The 19,813-nt window shown below is 73.7% G+C and carries 15 protein-coding genes; all 15 read left to right on the forward strand.

Annotated elements, in window-relative coordinates; all coding sequences use genetic code 11:
* Positions 1 to 28 precede the first annotated feature (28 nt).
* Positions 29 to 649: a Uma2 family endonuclease gene (locus BLW85_RS15045; RefSeq protein WP_074992309.1), complete on the forward strand. Its 621-nt coding sequence runs from the start codon at positions 29 to 31 to the stop codon at positions 647 to 649.
* A 131-nt stretch (positions 650 to 780) separates the two neighbouring features.
* The gene (locus BLW85_RS15050) at positions 781 to 1,992 is read left to right on the forward strand and encodes an ROK family transcriptional regulator (protein ID WP_074992310.1); all 1,212 of its coding nucleotides are present in this window, start codon (positions 781 to 783) and stop codon (positions 1,990 to 1,992) included.
* Positions 1,993 to 2,037: 45 nt separating this feature from the next.
* Positions 2,038 to 3,381, forward strand: coding sequence for an ABC transporter substrate-binding protein (locus tag BLW85_RS15055; protein WP_167381408.1), 1,344 nt, complete (start codon positions 2,038 to 2,040; stop codon positions 3,379 to 3,381).
* 3 nt (positions 3,382 to 3,384) lie between these two features.
* A complete protein-coding gene (locus tag BLW85_RS15060; protein WP_070027176.1) occupies positions 3,385 to 4,326 on the forward strand; it encodes a carbohydrate ABC transporter permease in 942 nt (313 codons plus the stop codon).
* 2 nt (positions 4,327 to 4,328) lie between these two features.
* On the forward strand, positions 4,329 to 5,222 hold the full coding sequence (locus BLW85_RS15065) for a carbohydrate ABC transporter permease (RefSeq protein ID WP_074992311.1): 894 nt from the start codon (positions 4,329 to 4,331) through the stop codon (positions 5,220 to 5,222).
* Positions 5,223 to 5,229: 7 nt separating this feature from the next.
* The gene (locus BLW85_RS15070; RefSeq protein ID WP_074992312.1) at positions 5,230 to 6,495 is read left to right on the forward strand and encodes a 6-phospho-beta-glucosidase; all 1,266 of its coding nucleotides are present in this window, start codon (positions 5,230 to 5,232) and stop codon (positions 6,493 to 6,495) included.
* Entirely contained in the window at positions 6,486 to 7,484 is a 999-nt protein-coding gene (locus BLW85_RS15075; RefSeq protein ID WP_074992313.1) for an N-acetylglucosamine kinase, read from the forward strand. Before BLW85_RS15070 ends, BLW85_RS15075 begins: the two co-directional genes overlap by 10 nt.
* Positions 7,485 to 7,587: 103 nt before the next feature.
* A complete protein-coding gene (locus BLW85_RS15080; protein ID WP_070027184.1) occupies positions 7,588 to 8,676 on the forward strand; it encodes an RICIN domain-containing protein in 1,089 nt (362 codons plus the stop codon).
* A 191-nt stretch (positions 8,677 to 8,867) separates the two neighbouring features.
* On the forward strand, positions 8,868 to 10,295 hold the full coding sequence (locus BLW85_RS15085; RefSeq protein WP_208624844.1) for a hypothetical protein: 1,428 nt from the start codon (positions 8,868 to 8,870) through the stop codon (positions 10,293 to 10,295).
* Positions 10,296 to 10,309: 14 nt separating this feature from the next.
* A complete protein-coding gene (locus BLW85_RS15090) occupies positions 10,310 to 11,335 on the forward strand; it encodes a glutamate ABC transporter substrate-binding protein (protein WP_074992314.1) in 1,026 nt (341 codons plus the stop codon).
* Between the two features lie 41 nt (positions 11,336 to 11,376).
* Complete coding sequence (locus BLW85_RS15095) at positions 11,377 to 12,651, forward strand: coiled-coil domain-containing protein (protein WP_070027188.1); 1,275 nt, start codon at positions 11,377 to 11,379, stop codon at positions 12,649 to 12,651.
* A complete protein-coding gene (locus BLW85_RS15100) occupies positions 12,648 to 15,152 on the forward strand; it encodes a serine/threonine-protein kinase (RefSeq protein WP_074992315.1) in 2,505 nt (834 codons plus the stop codon). Before BLW85_RS15095 ends, BLW85_RS15100 begins: the two co-directional genes overlap by 4 nt.
* A 3-nt stretch (positions 15,153 to 15,155) precedes the next feature.
* On the forward strand, positions 15,156 to 16,529 hold the full coding sequence (locus tag BLW85_RS15105; protein ID WP_074996083.1) for a PP2C family protein-serine/threonine phosphatase: 1,374 nt from the start codon (positions 15,156 to 15,158) through the stop codon (positions 16,527 to 16,529).
* Positions 16,530 to 16,609: 80 nt separating this feature from the next.
* Positions 16,610 to 17,947 (forward strand): vWA domain-containing protein, encoded by a 1,338-nt coding sequence (locus BLW85_RS15110; protein ID WP_074992316.1) that lies wholly within the window; start codon positions 16,610 to 16,612, stop codon positions 17,945 to 17,947.
* A 58-nt stretch (positions 17,948 to 18,005) separates the two neighbouring features.
* On the forward strand, positions 18,006 to 19,799 hold the full coding sequence (locus BLW85_RS15115; protein WP_074992317.1) for an FHA domain-containing protein: 1,794 nt from the start codon (positions 18,006 to 18,008) through the stop codon (positions 19,797 to 19,799).
* Positions 19,800 to 19,813 lie beyond the last annotated feature (14 nt).

Below are 19,813 nucleotides of genomic sequence, written 5' to 3' on the forward strand. Positions count from 1 at the left end.
GGCATCGATGCGACAAGGAGAACGAGCGATGAGCGCCGGACCTCTCGTGGAGCCGATGATGACGCAGGACCCCATCGATCTGCTGATCGCGTTCGAGAAGGCGTCGGTGGCGCCGATTCGACCCGAGTACGTCGAGGGGACGGTCATCGTGCCGCCGCAGCCGGATTACAACCACAGCAAGGGAGCAGTCAAGCTCACCTTCCAGCTTCACATGGCCGGACTCGATCTGGCGGGTATGGGCATGGGCTTCCGCGCGGCCCACCAAGACGGCAGCACCATGGCACTGGTGATCCCCGACTTCTACATCTTGCGCCGTGAGCCGACCGAACTGGACAGCTCATATCTCAGGGTTCACAAGGGTTGGTACCCGATCGGCATGATCGCCTTGGTCGGCGAGGTCACGTCGTCCAACCACGCCATCGACACGGGCGCCAAACTGGCCACCTACGCCGCCGCCGGAATTCCGGTCTACGTCCTGATCAACCGCGAGACGAGGACGGCCCACTGCTACACCGGACCGTCCCTTCCCGGTGACAACCCCGCCGAGGCCTACTACACGCACGACACCGAAGTCGACCTCGGCGACCCCCTCCCGCTGCCCGCGCCGTACCCCGCCCTCGACACCAGCCCCTTCCTCGTGGCCGGCTGAGACACCCTCCGCGACCCGAGGTAACGACTCTGTTGCCTCACGGCTCCCGCGTATTGACGCCCCCTGCGCACCGGGCTTACGTTCGGCCGCAATAGGAAAGTTTCCTAACAGTGAGGCAGGTGTCGACCCCCATGGCAGGAACCGCCGGTACGCCGGGCACCCCGCGCGTGCTGCGCGCCATGAACGACCGGGCCGCACTCGATCTGCTGCTGGAGCACGGGCCGCTGACCCGGACCCGGATCGGCAATCTGACGGGACTGTCCAAGCCCACCGCCTCCCAGCTGCTGGCCCGGCTGGAGGCGGCCGGGCTGGTACGGGTGACCGGGACCAGTGCCGGACGGCCGGGGCCCAGCGCCCAGCTCTACGCGGTGAACCCGCGCGCCGCCCACGCCGCCGGGCTCGACGTCACCCCGGACCGCATCCGCGCCGCCGTCGCCGACATCACCGGCCGCACGGTCGGCGAGTACGAGCTGCCCACCCCCGGCCGGCGCCCCGCGCAGCCCGTCGTACGGCAGGTCACCGACGCCCTCGACGGCGCCGTGAAGGCGGCCGGCCTCGCGCGCGGCGAGGTGCACCGGCTGGTCATCGGGACACCCGGCGCGTTCGACCCGAACACCGGGCGGCTGCGGTACGCCTCGCACCTGCCCGGCTGGCACTCCCCCACGCTGCTCGACGAGCTGGCCGCCGCGCTGCCGATGCCGGTCGAGTACGAGAACGACGTCAACCTCGTCGCCCTCGCCGAACAGCGGCTCGGCGCCACCCGCGGCCACGGGGACTTCGTGCTGCTGTGGAACGAGGAGGGCCTCGGCGCCGCCCTGGTGCTCGGCGGCCGGCTGCACCGCGGCTGGACCGGCGGCGCCGGCGAGGTCGGTTTCCTGCCGGTGCCGGGCGCGCCCCTGGTGCGGCAGGTGACCCGGGCCAACAGCGGCGGTTACCAGGAGCTGGCCGGCGCCCAGGAGGTGCCGAAGCTGGCCCGCGCGCTCGGCGTCCCCGACGTGCCGTCGGGGCCGTACACCGAGGTCGCCGCGGAGCTGCTGGCGCGCGCCGCCGACCACGCGGGCGGGCCGCACCGGGCGCTGCTGGAGTCCTACGCGACCCGGCTCGCCACCGGTCTCGCCTCGCTGGTCTCGGTCCTCGATCCCGAGCTGGTCGTGCTCAGCGGCTCCGCGCTGACCGCCGGCGGCGAGGTGCTGCGCGCCCTCGTCCAGGCCGAGCTGGCGGAGCTGGCCGCGGCCCGCCCCCGGCTCGTCCTCGGTGACATCCGTGAACACCCGGTGCTGCGCGGTGCGTTGGAGGCCGCGCTCGCCACGACCCGCGACGAGGTGTTCGACACCTCGCGCTAGAGCACGCGTCCTCCCCTTCCCTACCCGCCCCCGGGAGACCTCGCCATGCCCACAGCGACGCGCAGAGCCGGCGGACCAGCCGCGCTCGCCCTGACCGTCTCCGTCGTGCTGCTCGGCGCCGCGTGCACCGGGCAGTCCGGCGCGGGCGCCACGGACGACCCCACCAAGGACACGACCATCACCTTCTGGCACGCCTGGAGCGCGCCGAACGAGGTCCGGGCCGTCACGTCCCTGGTCGCCGGCTTCGAGAAGGCGCACCCCAACATCCATGTGCGCGTCGTCGGCGACATGACCGACGACAAGATCAACCAGGCGCTGCGCGCCGGTGGCGACCGGGCCCCCGACGTCGTCTCCTCGTTCACCACCAACAACGTGGGCAAGTTCTGCTCCTCGGGCGCGCTCGTCGATCTGGACCCCTTCCTGAAGAAGGACGGCATCGACGCGGCCACGACCTTCCCCAGGGCGATGAACGAGTACACCCGGTTCGACGGGAACCGGTGCACCCTGCCGCTGCTCGGGGACGCGTACGGGCTGTACTACAACAAGACGGCGTTCCGGAAGGCCGGCATAGCCCGGCCGCCCAGGACCTGGAGCGAGTTCGAGGCCGACGCCGAGAAGCTGACGATTCCGGCGGGGGACTCCTACCGGCAGCTCGGTTTCATGCCGGACTACCACGGCTGGGAGACCACCACCGAGCACTACCTCGCGCAGTTCTCCCCGACGTACTTCGACGCGAAGGGGAAGTCGCGGGTGGCCACCGACCCCGCCTTCCGGCAGGGGTTCGCGCTGCAGAAGCGGCTCGTGGACGAACTCGGCGGATTCCGGCGGCTGGAGCGGTTCCGGTCCACCCTCGGCGACGAGTGGGGCCCCAGGCACCCCTTCCACACCGGCCAGGTGGCCATGCAGCTGGACGGCGAGTGGCGGCTCGGCATGGCCGAGGCGGCCAAGCCGGACTTCGAGATCGGCGTCGCCCCGCTGCCCGTACCGGACGGCAGTGAGGACCAGTACGGCAAGGGGTACATCACCGGCACCGTCACCGGCATCGCCGCCACCAGCCACCGGCAGAACGCCGCCTGGGAGTTCGTCAAGTACATCACCACGGACACGGACGCCGTGGTCGGCTTCGCCAACGACATCCACAACGTGCCCTCCACCCTCGCCGCCCTCAAGTCCCCGAAGCTCAGGTACGAACCGCGTTTCAAGACCTTCCTGGACATCGCCGCGAACCCCCGCTCCACCACCACCCCGCCCTCCGTCAACGGCGGCCAGTACCTGGTGACCATCCAGCAGTTGGGCTACGACTACGAGAGCGGCAAGGTCGGGGATCTGCGCGCCGGTCTGAAGAAGGCGGCCGCGCAGATCGACACGGACATCGCGCAGGCGGAGTAGCCGATGACCGCGGTCACTCTCGCCGCCAAGCGCCGCCGCGCGGCGCTGCGCACGCTCGGCTTCCTGTCACCCTGGCTGATCGGCTTCGCGGTGTTCTTCGCGTACCCGCTGGTCTCGACGCTCTACTTCTCGTTCATGCACTACGACGGCTTCCGGCCGCCGGTCTGGAGCGGCGGGAAGAACTGGTCCTACGTCTTCACCCACTACCCGCTGTTCTGGCCCGCCCTGCGCAACACCCTGTGGCTGGTCGTGGTGATGGTGACCCTGCGCGTGGTGTTCGGGCTGGGCGTCGGACTGCTGATCACGAAGATCAAGACGGGTACCGGGGTCTTCCGCACCCTGTTCTACCTGCCCTACCTCGCCCCGCCGGTCGCGGCCACCATGGCCTTCGCCTTCCTCCTCAACCCCGGTACCGGGCCGGTCGATTCGATCCTGGGCGAGATCGGGATACCGGCCCCGGGCTGGTTCAACGACCCCGCGTGGTCCAAGCCGGCGCTGACCCTGCTGGCGCTGTGGGGCGTCGGCGACCTCATGGTGATCTTCATGGCCGCGCTGCTCGACGTGCCGGCCGAGCAGTACGAGGCGGCCGAGCTGGACGGCGCCTCCGCGTGGCAGCGCTTCCGGTACGTCACCCTGCCGAACATCTCCCCCATCGTGATGTTCGCCGTGGTCACCGGGGTCATCCAGACCATGCAGTACTACACGCAGCCGCTGATCGCGGGAAAGGTCGCCTCCGGGGTGATCCAGGGCGCCGGCACCCAGTTCGAGCCCGGCTACCCGGACAAGTCCACGCTCACCCTGCCCCAGCTCGTCTACAACCTCGGTTTCCAGCGCTTCGACTACGGCGCCGCGTGTGTCGTCGCCCTCGTCCTCTTCGCCCTGTCGATGGCGTTCACCGCACTTCTGATGCGGCGCCGGGGCGGTCTGATCCAGGCAGGTGACTGACGATGACCCACGTACTCGACCAGCCGGTGCGGACGGAGGCGGGCGAGCCGCCCGGCGACCGCGCCGCGCGCCGGCGGGAGCTGCTGCGGTGGATCGCCGTGCACTCCCTCGGCGTCGCCGCCGCCCTCTTCTTCGTGCTGCCCTTCGTGTTCCTGCTGCTGACCTCGCTGATGAGCGACAGCCAGGCGCTGAGCCGGGACCTGGTCCCGCACACCTGGGAATGGGGCAACTACCGCAAGGTCCTCGCCACCCCCGGCTTTCTCACCTGGTGGAAGAACACCCTGCTCTACGCCGGTCTCGGCACCGTGCTCACCGTGGTGTCCTCGGTCCCGGTCGCCTACGCGCTCGCCAAGTTCCGCTTCCGGGGCCGGAGTCTCGCCCTGATGCTGGTGATCTCGACGATGATGCTGCCCCCGCAGGTCGTCGTCATCCCGATGTACCTCTTCTGGGCGAAACAGCTGGACCTGTCCGGGACGCTGTGGCCGCTGATCGTCCCGATGGCGTTCGGCGACGCGTTCTCCGTCTTCCTGCTGCGCCAGTTCCTGACGACCATCCCGGACGAGTACGTCGACGCCGCCAAGGTGGACGGCTGCGGCGAACTGCGCACCCTCGTCCGGGTCGTCCTGCCGATGGCGAAGCCCGGCATCGCCGCCGTGGCCCTCTTCCAGTTCTTCTACGCCTGGAACGACTACTTCGGCCCCCAGATCTACGCCTCCGAGAACCCCGGTGCCTGGACGCTCAGTTACGGCCTGGAGTCCTTCAAGGGCGCGCACCACACCGACTGGAACCTCACCATGGCCGCGACCGTGCTGGTCATGGCCCCCGTGATCCTCGTGTTCTTCTTCGCCCAGAAGGCGTTCGTCGAAGGCGTCACGCTCACCGGAGTGAAGGGTTGATCTCTGTATGAAACTCACCGTGGTCGGCGGCGGCTCGACCTACACCCCCGAACTCATCGACGGCTTCGCCCGGCTCAGGGACACCCTGCCGGTCGAGGAACTGGTGCTGGTGGACCCGGCCGCCGAACGCCTGGAGCTGGTGGGCGGGCTGGCCCGCCGGATCTTCGCCAGGCAGGGGCACGGCGGCCGGATCGTGACCACCGCCGACCTGGACGCCGGCATCGACGGCGCGGACGCCGTCCTGCTCCAGCTGCGCGTCGGCGGGCAGGCGGCCCGGCGGCAGGACGAGACCTGGCCGCTCGAATGCGGCTGCGTCGGCCAGGAGACCACCGGCGCGGGCGGCCTCGCCAAGGCGCTGCGCACCGTACCGGTGGTGCTGGACATCGCCGAGCGGGTGCGCCGGGCCAACCCGCGCGCCTGGATCATCGACTTCACCAACCCGGTCGGCATCGTCACCCGCGCCCTGCTGCACGCCGGGCACCGCGCGGTCGGCCTGTGCAACGTGGCGATCGGCCTCCAGCGGAAGTTCGCCGCCCGCCTCGGGGTGCAGCCGGCCGACGTCCATCTCGGCCATGTCGGGCTGAACCACCTCACCTGGGAGACCAGCGTGCGGCTCGGCGGCCCCGAGGGCGCGAACGTGCTGCCGAAGCTGCTGGCCGAGCACGGCGACGCCATCGCCGACGACCTGCGCCTGCCCCGCGCCCTCCTGGACCGCCTGGGCGTGGTCCCCTCGTACTACCTGCGCTACTACTACGCCCACGACGAGGTCGTCCGCGACCTTCGCGGCAAACCCTCCCGCGCCGAGGAAGTCGCCGCGATGGAGAGCGAGTTGCTGGAGATGTACGGCGACCCGGCCCTGGACGAGAAGCCGGCGCTGCTCGCCCGGCGCGGCGGCGCCTACTACTCGGAGGCCGCCGTCGACCTGGCCGCGGCCCTGCTCAGCGGCGGGGGCAGCCCGTACCAGGTGGTGAACACGCTCAACAAGGGCACCCTGCCCTTCCTCGCCGACGACGCGGTGATCGAGGTGCAGGCGGCGGTCGGCCCCACCGGCCCCGTGCCGCTGCCGGTCCCCGAGCCGGACCCGCTCTACGCGGGCCTGATCGCGAACGTGACGGCGTACGAGGAACTGGCCCTGGAGGCGGCGCTGCGCGGGGGCCGGGACCGGGTCTTCCGCGCCCTGCTCGCCCATCCGCTGATCGGCCAGTACGGGTACGCCGACACGCTCACCGACCGACTGATCGCACACAACAGGGAGCACCTCGCGTGGGCCTGACCTCGACCGGCACCGCGAGCGTGCTCGCGATCGACGCGGGCAACAGCAAGACCGACGTGGCCGTGGTGGACACCGCGGGCCGGGTGCTGGCCACGGCCCGCGGCGGCGGCTTCCGGCCACCCGCGGTGGGCGTGCCGGCGGCCTTCGACGCGCTCGCCGAACCGGTGCGCCGGGTGCTCGCCGAGGCGGGACTCGACCGGGTCACGCACGTCTCCGCCTGTCTCGCCAACGCCGATCTGCCGGTGGAGGAGGAGCAGTTGGCGACCGCGCTGGAGGAGCGCGGCTGGGGCGGCTCGGTGGAGGTCCGCAACGACACCTTCGCGCTCCTCCGGGCGGGCGTCGCCGAGCCCCTGGGCGTGGCGGTGGTCTGCGGGGCGGGCATCAACTGCGTGGGGATGCGGCCCGACGGCCGTACCGCGCGGTTCCCGGCCATCGGCCGGATCTCCGGTGACTGGGGCGGCGGCTGGGGCCTCGCCGAGGAGGCGCTGTGGCACGCGGCGCGCGCGGCGGACGGGCGGGGCGAGGCCACGGCGCTCGCCCGGACGCTGCCCGCCCACTTCGGCCTGTCCTCCATGTACGCGCTGATCGAGGCGCTGCACCTGGAGCACATCGCGCACGAGCGCCGGGGCGAGCTGGCGCCGGTGCTGTTCGCCACGGCGGCCGGCGGGGACCCGGTGGCCGGCGCGATCGTGGACCGGCTCGCCGAGGAGGTGACGGTCATGGCCACGGTCGCGCTGACCCGCCTGGACCTGCTGGACGAACCGGTCCCGGTGCTGCTCGGCGGCAGCGTGCTCACCGCCGGGCACCCGCGGCTGGACGACGGCGTCCGGGCCCTGCTGGCGGCCCGCGCGCCCAAGGCCCGGGTCCGGGTCGTCACCGCGCGTCCGGTGCTCGGCGCGGCCCTGCTGGGCCTGGACCGGCTTTCCGCCAACCCTGAGGCGCTGGCGCGGGCGCGGACGCACTGGGAGGTGTCCGGGAAAGGCCGTTGACGGGAAAGGGCCGGTTTATCCGGGCGATCGCCGGGATCGCGCGCCGCGCCGGAACCCGCGCGGCTAGTTTCCCCGGGTCTCGCAACCGGCGAAAGGACAGCCCGTGGAACACCAGCCCATATCCCGATGGCGCCGGGCCCGGCGCGCGGCCGCGGTCGGGCTCGGCGCGCTCGCGGTGCTCGTGGGGGTCACCGCCGGGACGGCGGCCCCCGCGAGCGCCGCCACCGCCGCCCCCGACCCGGCCCAGCTGACGGGCCTGACGCTGACCTCGGTGAGCAACGGCCGCGGTCTGGACGTGCAGAACGGCAACACCGGCGACGGCGTCTTCCTCGTCACCAACAGCGCGCCCGGCTACCACCAGAAGTGGAGCGCCAACCTGGGCACGGACGGCTCCTTCACCCTCGTCAACGACGCCACCGGCAAGTGCGCCACCGCCGGGCTGCCGCTCACCCAGCAGCCCTGCGACGGCCGCGGCGGCGAGCGCTGGTACTTCCAGCCGGTGGCCGGCGGCTCCGGCGCCTTCATGGTCCGCAACACCCAGGACGACAAGTGCCTGGACGTCTGGTACAACGCGCAGTACAACGACGCCTGGACCGACACCTACGGCTGCAACAACAGCCAGGCCCAGCAGTGGCGGCTGCCCGCGGGCGCCCAGGAGGCCGCCGTCGCGTCGGCCGTCGACCACGCGGCGGCCCGCTGCGTCAAGGACACCTCCAGCTGCTCCTGGCGCACCCGGGTCCAGGCCCCGGCCGCGCCGCTGCCGCAGCAGTGCGTCTCGCCCGTCTGGTACAACGGCACGACGGCGGCGGTGCCGTGGACGTTCTCCATGAAGCGCACCACCGGCTGGCAGTCCGAGCTGGGCTTCAGCCTCGGCACCGACCTCGGCACCGGCGGCGCGACCCCGGTCACCGCGAAGATCAGCACGCAGATCAGCGGCAAGGTCACCCAGAGCCTGACCGACGAACTCGGCAACAGCCTCACCATCAGCGTGCCGCCGGCGCAGTACGGCTGGGTCGCCCTGTCGGAACTGGCGACGAAGGTCACCGGCACCTGGACCTTCGACGTCAACGGCTACCCCTGGACCGCCGACGACACCCTGACCGTCCCGCTGCTCAGCGACGACCAGGGCGGCGCCAGCATCTACCTGGCCCGGACCAGCGACACCTTCTCCGGCTGCGGCAGCGCTTCCTGACCGTCCCGCGCCGGATCTCCGCACGGTAAGAGGTTCCTCGGGCCGCCGGTCCGAGGAACCGAACACCTGCTTGGCACGTATATATGAACAGCGCACACCGAGATCCCCGCGAGATCCAGTGAAGGCCGGTGCGGAACGTCGGTCCGTGCGGCGATACTTGCTGTCGTACGGATGACCATGGGGGAGGTCGAGTGACACACCCGCCGCAGAGCGCGGCACCGCCCGTCGCGGGTCCCGCCGCGCCCGCCGCCCCCGGCATCCCCGCCCAGCCCGGCCCCCCGCTCCCGCCGCCCGCCCCGCCCGCGCGGCGTTCCGCGTTCGCCGAGGGCACCGACCGGCTGCGGGCCGCCGCGACCACCGAGCCGGGCCGGCTGCGGATCATCGGTGCCGTCCTCGCCCTGCTGGTCGTGGCGTTCGGCGCGGTCACCGCCTGGCAGTGCGACCAGCGCGCGTCCGCCGCCGACGACGTGCTGCACCGCAGCCAGCCCCTCAGCTCCGGCGCCGCCGACATCTACCGCTCGCTGGCCGACGCCAACACGGCCGCCTCCAGCGGCTTCCTGGCGGGCGGCGCGGAACCGGCCGCCACCCGTGACCGGTACGAGAAGGACATCAGCACCGCCGCCTCCGGCCTGGTGACCGCCGCCGCCAACGCCGAGCCCGGCTCCGCCTCCGAGGCCACCATCGCCCGGCTGAACCGGCTGCTGCCCGAGTACAAGGGCCTGATCGAGCGGGCCCGCACCTACAACCGGCAGGGCTATCCGGTCGGCGGCGCCTATCTGCGCTACGCCAACGAGAAGATGCAGCAGGACATGCTCCCGGCCGCGGAGGACCTGTACACCCGGGAGAACGCCCGCCTGGACGCCGACTACGCGGACGCGACGCCGTACCCGTGGGCGGCCATCGCGCTCGGTGTGACCGCGCTCGCGGCGCTCGGCTGGGCCCAGCGCCGCGACTTCCTGCGCACCAACCGGGTCCTCAACCGCGGACTGGTGGCCGCCGGTTCCGCCACACTGGTCGCCCTGCTGTGGCTGACCGTCGGGCACACCGTCGCCCGGTCCGGCCTCGACGGCTCCTACGACCACGGCATCCGCTCCCTGACCGTCCTGCACGACGCCCGCATCGCCTCCCTGAAGGCGCGGGGCAACGAGAACCTGGGCCTGGTGGCGCGCGGCGCCGAGACCGTCACGGTCGACGGCGAGCAGTACGACGTCTACTACCACGACTTCGACAAGGACATGGCGGTGCTCGGCGAGGGACTGAGCCGGGCGGCCCGGCTCGCCGACGACTCGGGAGGCACCGCGCCCGTCAAGGCGGCCCAGGACAGCGCGGCGCTGTGGCGCCAGCGGCACACCGCGGCCCGCACCGACGACGAGAACGGCGACTACCAGCAGGCGCTGGACGAGGTGATCGGCGCCAAGGGCACCACCGGGGAGTGCTTCGACGGTGTCGACGGCGACCTCGCCCGCGCGATCGGCCACGAACAGGGCGAGTTCCAGCGGGCCGCCACCGCCGGGCGGGACGCCATGACCGGGCTGCCCGCCGGCGTGGCCGTGCTCGCCCTGCTCGGCGCGGCGGGCGCGCTCGCCGGGATCGGCCGCAGGCTTTCGGAGTACCGGTGAGAAGGGGCGAGGCGATGGGCGCGAGCCGGCTGCGCGGCTGGGGCGGCGTCGGCACGATGGCGGTCCTGTGCGCGCTGGCGCTGGCGTTCGTCCTGCTGCTGCCGCGCACCCTGGCCGCGCACCACCACCACGCGCCGGACCGGGCCGGGCAGCAGCTCGCCGAGGGCAGCCAGGTCCGCGCCGGCGCCTGCGAGGACGCCGAGGCGCAGAACCAGACGCTCGCCCCGTCCGGCGCGGACGGCCCCGCGATCGACGCCATCAAGGCCCGGCAGGGCGCCAAGCGCAAGCTGATCGTCGGCGTCGACCAGAACAGCTACCGCTGGGGCTACCGCAACCCGAACACCGAGGGCGCCCGGCTGGAGGGCTTCGACATCGACCTGGTGCACCGCATCGCCCAGGACATCCTCGGCGACCCGGACGCGGTGCAGTTCAAGGCGATACCGACCAACCAGCGCATCCCGGCGATCCAGGACGGCCGGGTGGACATGGTGGTGCGCACCATGACCATCACCTGCGACCGGCTCGGCCAGGTCGCGTTCTCCGCGCCGTACTTCAAGACCGGGCAGCAGGTCCTCGCCCCCAAGTCGTCCGCCGTCACCGGCTACAACGGCTCGCTCACGGGCAAGAAGGTGTGCACGGCGGCCGGTTCGACGGCGTACGCGAAGCTGGCCGCCGACAAGAAGTCCGGGACGCTGCCCGCCTCCACCGACATCTCCACCACGGTGCCCAACCAACTGGACTGCCTGGTGCGGCTCCAGCTCGGCGAGGCGGACGCGGTGGTCACCGACGGCGCCCTCGCCGCGAGCCAGGCCGCCCAGGACCCGACCGTGGAACTCAAGGGCGCGCCGTTCACGACCGAGTACTACGGAGTGGCGATGAAGAAGGACGCCACCGATCTGGTACGCCGGGTCAACCGGGTGCTGGTCGCCTACCGCGCGAGCGGCTGGCAGGCGTCGTACGACACATGGCTGTCGGCGACACTGGGAAGGGACTCCTCGGCCTCCAGGCCGCCCGCGCCGCAGTACCTGCGCACCAGTTGAACCGCAGCCGACCGGAACACACAGCAAGCGAGAGGTGATCGATGGGCGTCACGGACCCCGCCGGGCCGGTGATGGACCGGGACGAGGTGGACCGTGCGCTGGCCCGGCTCGGCCAGGAGCACGAGGCCATCGAGACCTCCCTGCTCGCCCTCCAGGACCACGCGGGCCGCAGACTCCTGGAGGGCGCCGAACTGACCGGCGTCACCAAGGAGCGCTGGCAGGCGGCCGAGGCGCGGATCACCCTGCTGTGGACGTACTTCGACGCCTACACGGACGCGCTGCGCGGCGCCCGCGACATCCGCGCCCGGCGCCGCTGGTCCAGCCGCGAGGACCTGGCCGAGCTGACCGGACTGCTGCGCGGCACCTGCGTCGCGCTCCCCGGTCCGGGCGACGGCCGGCTCAGCGAGAGCTTCTCGCTGGCCGAGCTGGTGGACCGGATGAACGAGCTGTACGCGACCAGCCTGGACCTGGTCGTCGCCGCCGACGCGGTCTGGTCGGCGCTGCCCGCGCGGATCGACCTGCTCGCCGCCGAACTCCAGCGCACCCGGCAGCTCGCGCACTCCGTCGGCGTCCGCCCCGGCGAGCACCCGGCCGGTGACGACCTGGAGCGGATCACCCGCACCCTGACCCGGCTGCGCGCCGACGTGGTCTCCGACCCGCTGGCCTTCTGGGTGCCCGCCGAGGGCAGTTCGGCGCCCGGCGGCGGCCGCCCCGACACCACGGTGTACGACCGAGAGGCGCGCGCCCTGGAGGACGTGCGGCGGGAGATCGACGCGGTGCTGACCGTGCGCCAGGACGCCGAGGCCCGGCTGATCCGGCTGCGGGACGTGCTCTCGCGCGCCGACCGCACCCTCGCCGAGGCCCGCACCGCGCGCGGCGAGGTGCTGGCGAAGATCGCCGCGACCGAGGTGCCGGTGGTCAGCGGCCCGCCGACCGTGCTCCAGGAGCAGCTGGCGACCGCGGCCGAGTACCGCAGGCAGGGCCAGTGGCACCGGCTGTCCCCGCTGCTGGAGTCCCTGGAGCGCAAGGCGGAGGAGGAACTGCTGCGGGCCCGCGAGCAGTTGACCGCGGTGACCGCGCCGCTCGCGGTCCGTGCCGAGCTGCGCGGCCGGCTCGACGCCTACAAGGCCAAGGTGGCCCGGCACGGCCTGGCCGAGGACCCCTTCCTGGTGGAGCGGTACGACGCCGCGCGGCGGATGCTGTGGAGCGCGCCCTGCGATCTGCGGGTGGCCGGGCAGGCGGTGCTGCGCTACCAGCGGGCGGCGGCCGAACTGCTGGACGGGGCGCCGGAGGACCGCAGGGGGGAGCAGTCGTGAGCGGGGCCGGTCGGGCCTGCCAGCGGCCGGGCTGCGCGGGGTCGTACGAGGACGTCGGCGGCGGCGAGCTGTACTGCGGCCTGTGCGGCCTGGCGCCCGTGGTGTCGGCCGGGGGTCCCGCCGCCGGGGCGGGGCCGGTCGGCTCGCCGCCCACCGGCGTGACCCGGGGCGCGGCCGGCGGCCGCGGCTCCGGCAGCGCCCCCAGCGCACGCACCTCCTCGCAGTCCGCCCGGTCGCGCCGTTCGGTCTCCGGGCGGCTGTCGCGCTCCCTGTCGGGCCGCTCCACCAGCCGCTCGGTGTCGGTGCGCAGCTCCGGCTCCTCCTCCGGCTCCTCCTCGGGGCGGGGCCGGCTGGGCGCGGGCCTGGTGGACGTGCCGCAGGTGCCGCGGCCCGACCCGCACACCATGGTGCTGGAGAATCCCGAGGTCCCCGAACGCAAACGGTTCTGCTCGCGCGCGGACTGCGGGGCGCCGGTCGGCCGGGCGCGGGGCGAACGGCCGGGCCGTACCGAGGGGTTCTGCACCAAGTGCGGGCACCCGTACTCCTTCGTGCCCAAGCTGAAGGCCGGGGACATCGTGCACGGCCAGTACGAGGTCGCCGGCTGCCTCGCGCACGGCGGTCTGGGCTGGATCTACCTCGCGGTGGACCGGGCCGTCTCCGACCGGTGGGTGGTGCTCAAGGGCCTGCTGGACACCGGGGACCAGGACGCGATGGCCGCCGCCATCTCCGAGCGGCGCTTCCTCGCGGAGATCGAGCACGCCAACATCGTGCGGATCTACAACTTCGTGGAGCACCTGGACCAACGCACCGGCTCCCTCGACGGCTACATCGTCATGGAGTACCTGGGCGGCAAGTCCCTCAAGGAGATCGCCAACGCCCGCCGCACACCGGAGGGCAGACGCGATCCGCTGCCGGTGGAGCAGGCGTGCGCGTACGGCATCGAGGCGCTGGAGGCCCTCGGCCACCTGCACAGCCGCAACCTGCTGTACTGCGACTTCAAGGTCGACAACGCCATCCAGACCGGCGACCAGCTCAAGCTGATCGACATGGGCGCGGTGCGCCGCATGGACGACGACGAGTCCGCGATCTACGGCACGGTCGGCTACCAGGCGCCCGAGGTCGCCGAGGCCGGCCCCTCGGTCGCCAGCGACCTGTACACCGTGGGCCGCACCCTGGCCGTGCTCACCTTCGACTTCCAGGGCTACACCACCGTCTACGCCGACTCGCTGCCCGACCCCGACACCATCGAGGTCTTCCGCCGCTACGAGTCCTTCTACCGGCTGCTGGTGCGCGCCACCGACCCCGACCCGGCCCGCCGCTTCGGCTCCGCCCAGGAGATGGCCGAGCAGCTGACGGGGGTGCTGCGCGAGGTCGTGGCCCTCCGGTCGGGGCAGGCCCGGCCCGCCCTGTCGACCCTGTTTGGCCCCGAAGTGCGGGTCGTCGACACGGAGTTGTTCCCCCCGCTCGCCGGGGACGTGTCGCGGCTGGGGGCGCGGGAGATGGGCGGGCGGGGCAGACGGCGCCCGCCGGCGGCGCCCGCGCCGCCCGTCTCCACTCTGGTGCGGCCGGTCGACGTCCCCGCCGCCGCGCTCGCGCTGCCGGTGCCGCTGGTCGATCCCGGTGACCCCGACGCGGGCTTCCTCGCGGGTCTGGTGGCCTCGGCGCCCGGTGAGCTGATCGGGGCGCTGGCGGCGGCGCCCGCGCGGTCCGTGGAGACACGGCTGCGGCAGGTGCGGGCCCGGCTGGAGACCGGCGACCGGCACGGCGCGCTGGCCGGCCTGGCCGCGCTGGACGAGGAGCGGCCCGAGGACTGGCGGGTGGTCTGGTACCGCGGGGTGGCCGCCCTGGTCACCGGCGACTTCGAGGGCGCCGCCCTCGCCTTCGACGCGGTCTACGACGCCTTCCCCGGCGAGGCCGCGCCCAAGCTGGCGCTCGCCCTGTGCGCCGAGGTGCTGGGCCAGTTGGACAACGCGGCCGAGTACTACCACCTGGTGTGGGCCACCGACCTCAGCTATGTGAGCGCCGCGTTCGGACTCGCCCGGGTACGGCTCGCGACCGGGGACCGGCAGGGCGCGGTGCGCACCCTGGAGTCGGTGCCGGAGTCCTCCATCCACTACACGGCCGCCCGGGTCGCCGCGGTGCGGGCGCGGCTGAGACAGCGCACGGCGGGCGCGGGTGACGTACCGTTCCTGGACGACCTGACCGCCGCCGCCGGACAGGTCGAGGCCCTCCGGGCGTACGGTCTGGACCCGGCGCGGCGCGAGTCGCTGTCGGCGGAAGTGCTCGGCTGCGCCCTGGACTGGATACTCTCCGGGGGCACGGACACCGCCCGGCCGGCCGCCGGCGGGCGGGTGCTGCTGGGCAGCGGACTGGACGAGCGGGGGCTGCGCTTCGGCCTGGAGCGCGCCTACCGCACGCTGGCCCGGCTGGCGCCCGGCGGCGAGGAGAGGAACGAACTGGTGGAACGGGCCAACCGTTACCGCCCCCGGACGTGGGTGTAGTTGATGTCGCAGAAGCCCCAGCAGGCCGCACCGGCCACGTGCCCGAGCTGCGCGGAGCCCGTCGAGCCGGGTGACCTCTTCTGTGGTGCGTGCGGGCACGACCTCTCGGTGGTGCCCGCCCCGCCGCAGGACCATCCGACGCTGACCATGACCGGCTCCCCGGAGCCCGCGGCCCCCGCCACCGGGGAGGGTGTCCGGTGGCCCGCCCCCGAGCCGCCCGGCTCCGGCGCCACCCCGCCCGCGACGCATCTGCCGACCGATCTGCCCGGCACCGACTCGGGCGGCCACCCGCTGCACCCCATGGAACCGGCCGCGCCACCCGCGCCCGCCGGACCGGCCACGTCCGGCGTCCGCCTGGACCGGCCGGCGGAACCGGAGGAGTACCCCTTGCAGGCACCGGACCCCCAGGCACCGAACGCGCGGACGGCCCAGGCCGGCCCGTCGCAGGAGCACCCGCAGCCCGTCCCGACCTGTGTCGCCTGCCGGGCCGGCCGCGTGGACAGCGACGGCTACTGCGAGCACTGCGGGCACGCCCAGCCCCGCGAACGCGACCACATGGAGCGGGAGTCGGGCCCGGTGGCCGCCGTCAGCGACCGCGGGCTGCGCCACCACCGCAACGAGGACGCCTTCACCGTCGGCCACACCGCGCTGCCCGACGGCACCCCGGCGGCCCTCGCCGTCGTCTGCGACGGCGTCTCCTCGGCCACCCGCCCCGACGAGGCGTCGGCCGCCGCCGCCCGGGCGGCCGGTGACACCCTGCTCGCCGCGCTGCCGCGCGGCACCCACCCGCAGGCGGCCATGCACGAGGCGATCGTCGCCGCCGCCCAGGCCGTCAACGCGCTCGCCGGGGAGCCGGACGCGGCCCGCGAGCACGACCCGCACCACAACGCCCCGGCCTGCACCATCGTCTCCGCCGTGGTCGCCGCCGGACTGCTGGTGGTCGGCTGGGTCGGCGACAGCCGCGCCTACTGGGTGCCGGACGACCGCGGCGCCCCGCCCGCCCGGCTGACCGAGGACGACTCCTGGGCCGCGCAGATGGTCGCCGCCGGGCTGATGAGCGAGGCCGAGGCGTACGCCGACGAACGGGCCCACGCCATCACCGGCTGGCTCGGCGCGGACGCCTACGAACTGGACCCGCACACCGCCTCGTTCAAGCCGGACCGGCCCGGTGTCGTGGTGGTGTGCACCGACGGGCTGTGGAACTACGCCGAGACGGCCGGGGAGATGGCCGAGACGATCCCGGCGGACGCCGCCGTCCGCCCGCTGCACAGCGCCCGTGTCCTGGTCGGCCACGCCCTGGACGGCGGGGGCCACGACAACGTAACGGTGGCGGTCCTGCCGTTCCCGGCACCACCGCGGGGGGCAGGATCGGCCTGAGGCCACGGGCCGGAGGGGACCGGCCCGTACACAGCCATCGCCCGGCGTGAGCGGGGCGGTCGAGGGGGATTTGAGTCTGTATGGCCAACTTCGCGAAACCTGATGTGCCGCGGTTCTCGGTGGACGTGTACCAGAACGAGTACCTGCCCGAGGGCGGCCGCGAGGTCAACGCCATCGTCACGGTGACGGCGACCGGCGGGGGCACGATCGGCAAGGGCCCGGGCGCCGCCGTTCCCGGACGGCGGCCGTCCGCCGCGGTGGCGCTCATGGTCGACTGCTCGGGCTCCATGGACTATCCGCCGACCAAGATGCGCCACGCCAGGGACGCCACGGCCGCCGCCGTCGAAACCCTGCGCGACGGCACGCACTTCGCGGTGATCGGCGGCACCCATGTGGCCACCGAGGTCTACCCGGGCGGCGGCCGGCTCGCCGTCGCCGGTCCGGCCACCCGGGAGGAGGCCAAGCGGGCGCTGCGCCGGCTGAGCGCGGGCGGCGGTACGGCCATCGGCACCTGGCTGCGGCTCGCCGACCGGCTGCTGGCCTCGGCGGACGTCACCCTGCGGCACGGCATCCTGCTCACCGACGGCCGCAACGAGCACGAGTCGCCGGACGATCTGCGGGCCGCCCTGGACGCCTGCGCCGGACGGTTCACCTGTGACGCGCGGGGTGTGGGCACCGACTGGGAAGTGAAAGAAGTCACAGGCATCGCCTCGGCGCTCCTCGGCACCGCCGACATCGTCGCCGATCCGGCGGGCCTGGCCGCGGACTTCACGCGGATGATGGAGACGGCGATGGACAAGGAGGTCGCCGACGTCGCCCTGCGGGTGTGGACGCCGGTCGGCACGGCCATCCGCTTCGTCAAGCAAGTCGCGCCCGCCGTCGCGGACTTGACCGGCAGACGCACCGAGGCCGGGCCCCGCGCGGGGGACTACCCCACCGGCTCCTGGGGCGACGAGTCCCGCGACTACCACCTGTGCGTGGAGGTCCCGCCGGCCGGCCTGGGCCGGGAGATGCTGGCCGCCCGCGTCTCGCTGGTGGTGCCCCAACCGGACGGAACGGCACAGAACCTCGGCGCGCAGGGTCTCGTACGGGCGGTGTGGACCGACGACATGACGGCCTCCACCGCGATCAGCCCCCAAGTCGCCCACTACACCGGGCAGGCCGAACTGGCGCAAGTCATCAAGCAGGGGCTCGACCTTCGCAAAGTGGGCGATTTCGATGGAGCAACGGCCAAACTAGGACGGGCCGTTCAGCTGGCGAGCGCCTCCGGGAACGCGGATACTGCGAAACTGCTTGCGAAGGTGGTGGACGTGGTCGACGCCGCGACAGGTACTGTGCGGTTGAAGACGAGGGTCGCGGAGGCTGACGAGATGACTCTGGAGACCCGGTCCACAAAAACTGTTCGTGTAAAGAAGTGACCCTGGAAGCGACACCAGGCGAGCCAGCCCAGCCCTGAGACGAAGGGGAAGCCCCGACATGCCGACCTGCCCGAACGGACACCAGTCGGGTTCCGACGACTGGTGCGAGGTCTGCGGTCACCGCATGGCCGGTGCCGTGCCTCCGCCCCCGCCGCCCCCGCCGCCCGGCGGCTACGGCTTCCCGCCCCCGCAGGGCGGCCCGGCCGGTGCCCGGCCGCCCGCCGCGCCCGGCGGCGAGCCGGAGCTGTGCCCGCAGTGCCGTACCCCCCGCGAGGGCGGCGCGCCGTTCTGCGAGGAGTGCCGGTGGAACTTCCTGACCAACACGGCCACCTCGTACACCCCGGCGGCCCCGCGCCCCTCCACCCCCTCGACGCCCCGCTTCCAGCCGCCGAGTTCGACGTACGGCAGCGGTGACGGGTTCGAGTACCAGGGCTCGCGGCCCTCGCAGGTGAACCGGCCGGCCGAGCCGATCCCGTCGTTCGGCAGCGAGCCGTCGGGGCCGACCCCGTTCGACCGCGGCACCCCGCCGGCCCCGCCGGCCAACCCCGGGCCGCCGGCCCCGCCCGCCTTCGGCAACGAGGGCCGTCCGTCCCCGTTCGGGGGCGGCCAGGGCGGTCCGTCCAGGCCCAACCCCTTCGGCGGCGACCGCGGTGGCCCGGCCGGTGGCCCCTCGGGCCCCGGCCAGGGACCCGGCCAGGGCCAGGGCGGCGGCTACGGCTACCCCCAGCCCGGCGCCGACCAGACCCCGTCCGCCTTCGACCGCCCGGGCCGGAACCAGGGCCAGGGCCCCGGCGGCCAGGACCAGAGCGGTGGTTACGGCTACCCGCAGCCCGGCGGCACCCAGGCCCCGCCCGCCTTCAACCGTCCGGGCCAGGGCCCGGGCGGCCCGGCCGGCGGCCCCTCCGTCCCCGGCCAGGGCCCCGGCAACCAGGGCCAGGGCGGCGGCTACGGCTACCCCCAGCCCGGCGCCGACCAGACCCCGCCGAGCTTCGGCGGCGACCGCGGTCCGGGGCAGGGCCCCGGCGGCTTCGGCAACGGCCCCGGTCAGGGACCGGGCGGCCCCGCCGTCCCCACCCCCTTCGGCACCGACCCGTCCCGTCCCGTCCCGCCGCCGCCCGGCCCGACGCCGCCCGCCGGCCCCGGCGGCCAGGGGGGTCCCGGTGGTGCTCCGCAGGCGTTCTCGCCGTCCGGACCGCCCGCGCCGCCCGCCTTCCCGCGGGAGACCGGCCGTCCCCCGGCCGGTGGTCCCGGCGGCCCCGGCTCCGGCCCCTCCTTCGGCGGCGGCGAGGACGACTGGGTGATCTCCCCGCCCTCGTCCACCGGTCCCTCCGCGCCGGGCCAGGGCGGCGGCTACGGCTACCCGCAGCCCGGCAGCGCCCAGGCCCCCGCCGGACCCGGCTTCCAGAAGGCCCCGGCCGGTCCCGCGTTCCCGGACGCGCCGGGCCAGGGCACCTGGACGGCGACCATCGGCCCGGACCGCGAGTACTTCATGGCGATGATGCAGCGCTCGGGCCCCGAGGCCACGGGCCTGAACCTGCCCGCCTACTCCCCCGAGCAGCAGCGCACCCTCACCGGTGACCAGGTGACGATCGGCCGCCGCCGGCACTCCACCGGCGACACCCCGGACATCGACCTCGCGGTGCCGCCGGAGGACCCGGGCGTCTCGCACCAGCACGCGATGCTGGTGCAGCAGCCGGACGGCAGCTGGGCGGTGGTCGACCAGAACTCGACCAACGGCACCACGGTCAACATGTCGGAGGAGCCGATCCAGCCGTTCGTGCCGGTCCCGCTGCGGGACGGCGACCGGGTGCACGTGGGCGCCTGGACGACGATCACCGTCCGCCGGAGCTGAGCCCGCGGTCGGTG

The sequence above is a fragment of the Streptomyces misionensis genome, from assembly GCF_900104815.1.
GTDB lineage: Bacteria > Actinomycetota > Actinomycetes > Streptomycetales > Streptomycetaceae > Streptomyces > Streptomyces misionensis.